The organism is Methylocystis sp., from assembly GCF_051062815.1.
Classification (GTDB): domain Bacteria; phylum Pseudomonadota; class Alphaproteobacteria; order Rhizobiales; family Beijerinckiaceae; genus Methylocystis.
On sequence record NZ_JBPFDU010000027.1, the window covers coordinates 1 to 9,042 of the forward strand.

Consider the following 9,042-nt stretch of genomic DNA (forward strand, 5'->3'; position numbering starts at 1 on the left):
TGCTGAGCGAAGCGGAGCGTCATCGTCTGCTTGTCGACTGGAACGATACAGCGGCCGACTATCCGAAGGACCGCTGCATTCATGAACTATTTGAAACGCAGGCGTGTGAGAGGCCTGATGCCGTCGCGGTCGTGTTCGAGAACCAAACTCTGACTTATGGCGAATTGAACGCCAGGGCCAATCAGCTGGCGCATCATCTGCGTCGGCTTGGCGTCGGACCCGAGACGCTGGTTGGCGTCTGCGTCGAGCGGTCGCTGGAGATGATCGTCGGGCTGCTCGGCGTGTTGAAGGCAGGCGGCGCCTATCTGCCGCTGGATCCCGATTATCCGGTCGATCGGCTTGCTTACATGCTCGCCGACGCCCAGCCGCTTTTGACGCTGACGCAAGATCATCTGCGCCAGCGTCTGCCGGAGGACGCCACGACGCTGAGCCTCGACGCCGACTGGCCGTCCATCGCCGCCGAGAGCGCGCATGACCCAAAAACTCTCGCCCGCCCCCAGAACCTCGCCTATGTCATCTACACCTCAGGCTCCACAGGCAAACCAAAGGGCGTCGGCGTCGCGCATCGCGGTCTGGTCAATCGCCTCGATTGGATGCAGAAGCGTTATGGACTAATCGACGACGATGTTGTGCTGCAGAAGACGCCATTTAGCTTCGACGTATCTGTATGGGAGTTTTTCTGGCCATTGCAGACCGGCGCGTGTCTCACGCTTGTCGCGCCGGGCGATCATCGTGAACCGGACCGTTTAGCAAAGGTTATCGAGAGCTGCGCTGTTACAACCATGCACTTCGTACCGACAATGCTGTTAGCGTTTCTGAGTGCCGTCGACATGAAGGCGCTGCCATCGCTTCGCCGAGTGATTTGCAGTGGTGAAGAACTTCCGGCTAGCGCCGTAATGAAGTTCCATGACGTGGCGTCTTGTGAACTTCACAATCTCTATGGTCCGACCGAAGGGTCGATCGACGTCACTGAGTATTGCTGTGCTAACGATGACATCATCGAAAGGGTTCCGATTGGCTGCCCGATTTCGAACACGCAAATTTATCTTCTTGACTGGTCTCTTGAACCTGTTCCGGTTGGCATTTCTGGGGAGCTTTACATCGGCGGGGCTGGTCTTGCGCGCGGTTATCTGAACCGAACCGACTTCACGTCGGAACGATTTATTCCCAACCCGTTCGGAGGTCCTGGGGAGCGTCTTTATCGCACGGGCGATCTGGCGCGCTACCGTCAGGACGGGAACATCGAATACCTTGGCCGCGCCGATCATCAGGTGAAGATCCGCGGCTTCCGGATTGAGCTTGGCGAGATCGAGGCGGCGCTGGCGCGTCTGGAGACAGTGCGCGAAGCGGTGGCGCTGGCGCGGGAGGACGCGCCGGGCGAGAAGCGGATTGTGGCTTATGTTGTCGGCGAGGACGGGGCGGAGCTGAACGCTACGCAGCTTCGCGCGTCGCTTGCGCGCGATCTGCCCGACTATATGATCCCGTCGGCTTTCGTCTTCCTTGAGGCGTTGCCGCTGACGTCCAATGGCAAGGTTGATCGCAAGGCGTTGCCTGCGCCTGATCTCGACGCCCAGGCGGCGCACGCCTATGTCGCGCCGCGCACGCCGACAGAATCGGCGCTGTGCCGGATCTGGGCCGACGTTCTTGGCGTCGAGCGCGTCGGCGTCAACGACAATTTCTTCGAACTCGGCGGGCATTCGCTGCTGGCGATGACGCTAATTGAGAAGATGCGGCGTGAAGGCCTACCGAGCGACGTGCGGTCGCTGTTCGCGCAGCCGACCCCGGGCGGTCTGGCCGCCGTCGTCGGACAGTCAAGCGCAATCGTCGTTCCGCCCAATCTTATTCCGGCTGGCTGCGACGCGCTCACACCGGCGATGTTGCCGCTGGCGGAACTAACACAAGCGGAGATCGACAGGATCGTCGCGGCGGTTCCGGGCGGCGCAACAAATGTGCAGGACATTTATCCGCTGGCGCCGTTGCAGGAGGGCATTCTTTTCCATCACCTCATGGCGGAAAAAGGCGATCCTTACTTGCTTCCGTCGCTTCTCGCCTTTGACAGCCGCGAACGCATCGATACGTTTTGCGAAGCGGTGAACTTGGTTATCGCTCGGCACGATATTTTGCGCACGGCCGTGATGTGGGAAGGCCTGCGGGAGCCGATGCAGGTTGTGTGGCGCGAGGCTCCGCTTGTCGTAGAGGAAGTCCAACTCGATCCGGGGTCGGGCGACATCGCTCAGCAACTGCTTGACCGGTTTAGTCCGCGTCAGTTCCGGCTTGACGTCCGGCGGGCGCCGATGATGCGGGTGTTCTGGGCTCACGACTCAATCAAGGACCGCTGGCTGCTGTTGCTGTTGGGGCACCATCTCGCGTTTGACCATTCTACTTTGGAAATTCTTCTGGAGGAAGCGAAGGCGCAGCTTTCCGGGCGGAGCGGTTCTTTGCCTACGCCGACGCCATTCCGCAATTTTGTTGCGCAAGCGCGTCTTGGCGTTAGCCAGGTCGAGCACGAAGCGTTTTTCACTGAGATGCTTGGCGACGTGACCGAACCGACGGCGCCGTTTGGAATGCTCGACGTTCGGGGCGACGGGTCAGGCGTCGAGGAAGCGCGGCTTGATGTCGACTTGGCGCTGGCGCGGCGAGCGCGCACTGTAGCGCGCGCGCTTGGGGTGAGCGTTGCAAGTCTGTGGCATCAAGCCTTTGCGCAAGTGCTGGCGCGCATTTCAGGGCGCAACGACGTGGTGTTCGGCACGGTTCTGTTTGGCCGCATGCATGGCGGCGAGGGCGCAGACCGGGCCATCGGCTTGTTCATCAACACGCTGCCGATCCGCGTACGGGTTGGACAGGAGAGCGTCAGAGAAAGCGCACGCCTCCTTCAAGATCGTCTGACGACGCTGTTGCGGCACGAACATGCGCCCCTGACATTGGCGCTACGTTGCAGCGGCATTGAAGCGCCGGCCCCCTTGTTCTCGGCGTTACTGAACTATCGCCACAGCGCGCCGGAGACGGAGTCGTCAGCGGCCTTCGAAGGCGTAACCGAACTCTACTCGCAAGTACGCACCAACTATCCCCTGACACTGTCGGTCGACGACTTCGGCGAGGCGTTCCGTGTAACAGCGCAGACGCAACATCCACTCGATCCGAGCTTCGTTTGCGGCTATATGCAGACCGCGCTCGAAGGCCTTGTGACGGCTCTTGAAACGGCGCCGGAGACGCCGGCTCTGACAATCGATGTGCTGAGCGAAGCGGAGCGTCATCGTCTGCTTGTCGACTGGAACGACACAGCGGCCGACTATCCGAAGGGCCGCTGCATTCACGAACTGTTCGAAGCGCAGGTGTCGAAGTCGCCCGAGGCGATTGCCGTCATTTATGAAGATCAGCGACTGACCTATGGCGAACTGAATGCGCGCGCGAACCGGTTGGCGCGTCATCTGCGGGAATCCGGGGTCGGCCCGGACGCACGGGTGGCGATCTGCGTCGAGCGCAGCCTGGAGATGATTGTTGGGCTATTGGCGATCTTGAAAGCCGGCGGCGCATATGTTCCGCTTGATCCTGATTATCCGGCGGATCGGCTCGCTTACATGCTGGAAGATAGCGCCCCGGTCGCTTTGCTGACTAGGCCTGAAGCCAAAGAAGCCGTGGCGCTGTTTCGCGACAGGCTGGCCGAGAAGGCGATACCGATTGTCGATCTGCTTGAAGACGCATTGCTCTGGGCAGAACAGCATGACTCGGATCCGCAGCCATGGGAAGTGGGCCTAACACCCCGCAATCTCGCCTATCTCATCTATACCTCAGGATCAACCGGCAAACCAAAGGGCGTGATGGTCGAACACGTTGCAGTGACAAATTATCTGTGGTGGCTGACGCAGGCGCACGCGCATGAAGATGGTTCAGTGGTCTCTACGTCACTCTCGTTTGATGCGACTGTGACGAGCCTCTACGCGCCACTTTTGAGTGGCGGACCAGTAAGACTCTTGCCCAAACGATATGAAATCGAAGGGTTGGATCGCCTTATGCAGACGGAAATAGGGTGCGGACTGTTGAAAATCACGCCTTCACACTTGCACATGCTCGGACATAGCTTTGTTAAACATGGAAGGTGCTCGGTTGGCGTAATTATAAGTGGAGGCGAAACATTACAACCAGAAACCGTCGCGTTGTGGCGTCGAATTAAATCAGACATCCCGATTGTGAACCACTACGGTCCAACTGAGACTGTAGTTGGCTGTGCAACATATAGCATCCCAAGGGATATTTCTTTCTTAAAGTCGATCCCGATAGGTCGTCCGATCTCGAATACGCAAATTTACCTTGTTAATCGGTTTTTTGAACCTGTTCCGGTTGGGGTTTGCGGAGAGCTTTACATCGGCGGAGCTGGCGTCGCGCGAGGCTATCTTGAGCGGCCTGATCTGACGGCGGAACGGTTTATTCCCAATCCGTTTGGGCGGCCTGGGGAGCGTCTTTATCGAACGGGCGATCTGGCGCGGTATAGGGCGGATGGAAACATCGAGTTTCTGGGTCGCGCCGATCATCAGGTGAAGATCCGCGGCTTCCGAATTGAGCTGGGCGAGATTGAGGTGGCGCTGGGGCGCTTGGACACGGTGCGCGAAGTGGTTGCGCTGGCGCGGGAGGATGCGCCGGGCGACAAGCGATTAGTAGCTTATATCGTCGGCGAGGGCGGGGCGGAACTGACTGCTACGCAGCTTCGCGCCTCGCTCGCGCGTGATCTTCCCGATTACATGATCCCGTCGGCGTTCGTGTTTCTCAAAGCGTTGCCTCTGACGCCCAATGGCAAGGTCGACCGCAACGCGCTGCCCGCTCCCAACGGGGCGGAGAGCGCGACGACATGCGTTGTCGGGCCGCGAACCGCAACGGAATGGCTGCTCCTAAAAGAATTCAAAAGTGTTCTTGGTCTGGAATCGATTGGAATCGATGACAATTTTTTCGAATTTGGGGGGCATTCATTGACTGCAATAAAGCTGATCGATGGCATTCGGCGTAAGGTGAGCGGAGAGTTGCCCATTATGGCGATCTTCCAAGCCCCAACCGCGAGAAAGCTTGGTGAGCTGATATCTTCTGGGCCTCAGGACGACTATCGATCCCTTATCGTTCCGCTAAGAAGGGGAGGAGGGTACCCAGCAATTTACTGCATTCATCCCGCAGGAGGATCTACTGTTCGATATCAAGCTTTGGCGGACTCGCTCGAGGGACTGGCGCCTGTTTACGGAATTCAATCGCGCCGAATTTTTGACGATCGCCACATGGACGAATCTGTCGAAGAAATGGCTATTTACTACGCTGGGCTGATTCGCGTTCACCAACCTCATGGCCCTTACCACCTGTTGGGCTGGAGCACGGGCGGCGTTACCGCTGCTGCGATTGCGGGCACCCTGGAAGCGCTTGGCGAACGTGTTGCGTTCTTAGGGATAGTAGATTCTATTCTAGATCGGGAACGCGTTGAGGATGCAGGTATTTCTGACAATTTAACCGTCGTTTTGGAAAGTTTTAGAGAGTTTGCGTTATTAGAAGGCAAGAACCCGAGCGAACTTTTGACAGAAGAAGATCGCAAATATCTACTCGACGTGTCTGGAGGGCTTAGCTCCGAGGAGCAAGTTCGGTACGCCGCAGTCTGGGGTCAAGAACGAGGCTACTGGCAGGGGATATCGAACGAGCTAATTGATTTCTTATGCTCAGATGCAGTGAACACCAGGAAATTGATTGACGAACACGATATGAGGATTATTGAGGTACCAATCCATTATTGGGCAGCGAGGGAGTCACTCGATGCCGGTAGTTTGCCAAAATCTGATTGGTCTCAAGTCTCACGGGGCGGTCTAAGATTGCAGATCATAGACTGTGATCACGCTTCCATCGTCTCAGAACCGATCATGCATTCACAAATCAGGGCTGCTTTGTCAGCTGTTTGGAGCGAGAGCGCAGACAGCAAAGAGCTGGTCCCGCAAATTTGAACAGTAGCATGAGTGGATTTTCTGACTGAGGGCGGCGAGGATTCTCGCTGCGAATCAGGAGCTTTGGATGACGAAGAGACCGCGCCGCAATCATACGGCGGCCTTCAAGGCGAAGGTGGCTTTGGCCGCCGTGAAGGGCGACAGGACGCTGGCCGAACTGGCGCAGCAGTTCGATGTTCACCCGAACCAGATCACGACCTGGAAAGGCCAGCTTCTCGACGGCGCTGCCGGCGTGTTCGGCCAGGAGAAGACCGAAGCGAAGGAGGCTGCCGTCGATCTGAAGGCGCTGCACGCTAAGATCGGCGAACTGACGCTGGAGAATGATTTTTTGGAAGGCGCGCTCACCAAAGCGGGTTTGCTGAGCGCAAAGCGATGATCGACCGCAGCCACGAACTTTCCATCGCGCGACAGGCGAAGGCGCTCCGCATCAGCCGGGGCGCTGTCTATTATAAGCCCCGGCCTGTGTCGGCTGAGGATTTGAAAATCATGCGCCGGCTCGACGAACTGCATCTCGACTATCCGTTCGCGGGCAGCCGAATGCTGCGCGACCTGCTAAGGCGCGAAGGCGTCTCCATCGGGCGGCGGCATGTGGCGACGCTGATGAAGCGCATGGGGATCGAGGCGATCTATCGCCGCCCGAACACCAGTAAGCCGGCGCCGGGTCACAAGATTTATCCTTATCTGCTGCGGGGAAAGAAGATCGAGCGCGCCGATCATGTGTGGGCGATGGACATCACCTACATTCCGATGGCGCGCGGCTTCGTTTATCTCGCCGCCGTGGTCGACGTCGGGAGCCGGCGGGTTCTGTCGCATCGCCTGTCGATCACGATGGAAGCCGACTTTTGCATCGAGGCTCTGCGCGAAGCGCTGGCGAAGCATGGCAAGCCGGAGATATTCAATACGGACCAAGGTAGCCAGTTCACCAGCCTCGACTTCACCAACGTGCTGCTCGACGGGAAAATCGCCATCAGCATGGACGGCAAGGGCGCCTGGCGCGACAATGTTTTTGTCGAGCGGCTGTGGCGATCCGTCAAATATGAGGAGGTCGTGTGCTGTGAACGCAATCATTCACACTTTGAACGGTTGCGATGCTTTACCGAAGATGAGGGCAGGTCCCTCGAAGTCGGCTTGCAGGAGCAGGCTTCAAACCGCCACGAGCTGCATTGGTCAAGAGCCATTGTGGTGAACGTCGATGGAAAAGGCGGAGATGCACTCCGTCAGGTAAGGTTCAAGGAGACGAACGAAAGTGAACTGCTGATGACGTGTCGAAACGTATCAAACGACGTCGAAACCGGGACCCGGACTTCTGTCCCGCGAATAGGGGTTGGGGGAGACTTGCTTACTGCCCAACCGGCGTCCGGCATGAAGGCGGCGTGACCTTGATCCAGGCTTTGGTAAGGAACTCAGGAACCTGTCGTCCCGATGCGAAGGGAGAAGCTCGAGCGGACGGACTCCGCAAGGGCGAGATTACCGATGCGGGGCACAGGGGCGGAGCCACTCGTAGTAGGGATGAAAGTCCTGCAATGGGACTGGACCGAAGGGGTGGCGTCGTCCGGCTTTGTCTCGTGGGCAACCTGAAAGGGGAGGACCCGCATGGATGAAGCAAAACCATTTTGCATTTCGAAGCGCGAAGTGTGGATGGCTTACAAGCGAGTGAAGGAAAACCGAGGCGCGGCGGGAGTGGACGATCAGACGATCGCGGAGTTCGAGAAGGATTTGAACGACAATCTCTATCGACTCTGGAATCGGATGTCGTCCGGCAGCTATATGCCGCCGCCGGTCCGACGGGTGGACATCCCGAAAAGCGATGGTGGAACGAGACCGTTGGGCATTCCGACGGTCTCCGACAGAATCGCCCAGATGGTGGTGAAGCGATATCTGGAGCCGTCTGTAGAACCAGTGTTCCATGCGGATTCCTACGGATATCGCCCCGGTCGGTCGGCGCATGATGCGCTGGCAGCGGCGCGGCAGCGATGCTGGCGTCACGATTGGGTGCTCGATCTCGACATCAAAGGCTTCTTCGACAACATCGATTGGGAGCTGCTGATGCGAGCGGTGCGTCGTCATACCGATTGCGCATGGGTGCTGCTCTACATCGAAAGATGGCTGAAGGCGCCAGTGAGCATGCCGGATGGCGCGCTGGTCAGCCGAGAGAAGGGGACCCCGCAGGGCGCTGTCGTGAGCCCGCTCTTAGCTAATCTTTTCCTGCACTATGCGTTCGATCGATGGATGAAGGAAAACCATTCCAACATTCCGTTCGAGCGTTACGCTGATGACGTCATCTGTCACTGTGGCAGCGAGGCGCAGGCGTTGTCTCTGCGACAAGCGCTGGAAGCGCGACTTGCGGCGTGCAAGCTGGAATTGCACCCGCAAAAGACGAAGATCGTTTATTGCAAGGATGCGAACCGGCGGGACAGTCATTCAGAGCAACGCTTCGATTTTCTGGGCTTCACGTTTCGACCCAGGCAGTCGATGAATCGCGCTGGCAGACTGTTCGTCAGTTTTTCTCCTGCGATCAGCGACAAAGCAGCCAAGGCGATGCGCGAAACCGTGCGTCGTTGGAAACTGCATCATCGCACCGATCTCGCCTTGGAGAAAATTGCCCAATGGACCCGTCCGATGGTTCTCGGGTGGGTCCATTACTACGGGCGTTTTCACCGTTCCGCGCTTCGCCGCGCACTTCGCACGCTCGACTCGTTTATCGTGCGATGGGCGCAGCGGAAATACAAACGACTCCGGGGGCATACAAAGCGTGCATGGGACTGGTTGCGTGGGGTTCAATCCCGTCAGCCAGACCTTTTTGCTCATTGGTCCAGGGAGTCTCAGGTTGGGCGATAGGAGCCGGATGATTCGAGAGGCTCACGTCCGGTTCTCGGAGGGCGTGGGGGTGCGATTCCCCCGCGCTACTCGACTATCTGCGCGCTTACGACAGCGCGGCTGAGGCGCGCGCGTCGATCGCCCGCTATCTGACGTTCTACAATGAAAGAAGGCCGCATTCGGCGCTTGACCGGCGCACCCCGGACGAGGCTTACTTCGGCGCAAGGATAATCGCGGCGGCGGCATAACCGTCGCGACG

2 protein-coding genes and 2 pseudogenes are annotated in these 9,042 nt (G+C 58.3%); all 4 read left to right on the forward strand.

The annotated features are described in order from the left end of the window. Positions 1–77: 77 nt before the first annotated feature. Positions 78–5,966 carry an amino acid adenylation domain-containing protein gene (locus ACR65W_RS03790; protein ID WP_434502292.1) on the forward strand — a complete coding sequence of 1,963 codons (5,889 nt, stop codon included), beginning with the start codon at positions 78–80 and terminating at the stop codon, positions 5,964–5,966. Between the two features lie 67 nt (positions 5,967–6,033). Further along, positions 6,034–7,013: pseudogene (locus ACR65W_RS03795) on the forward strand (IS3 family transposase); the annotation flags it as partial. A gap of 546 nt (positions 7,014–7,559) precedes the next feature. Beyond that, positions 7,560–8,804 (forward strand): group II intron reverse transcriptase/maturase, encoded by a 1,245-nt coding sequence (ltrA, locus tag ACR65W_RS03800; RefSeq protein WP_434502290.1) that lies wholly within the window; start codon positions 7,560–7,562, stop codon positions 8,802–8,804. Positions 8,805–8,878: 74 nt separating this feature from the next. Then, a pseudogene (locus ACR65W_RS03805) lies at positions 8,879–9,031 on the forward strand (integrase core domain-containing protein); the annotation flags it as partial. Between the last annotated feature and the right edge of the window lie 11 nt (positions 9,032–9,042).

Coding starts and splice junctions, on each gene's coding strand:
- ltrA (WP_434502290.1), top strand. CDS start 7,560: ATGGATGAAGCAAAACCATTTTGCATTTCGAAGCGCGAAGTGTGGATG.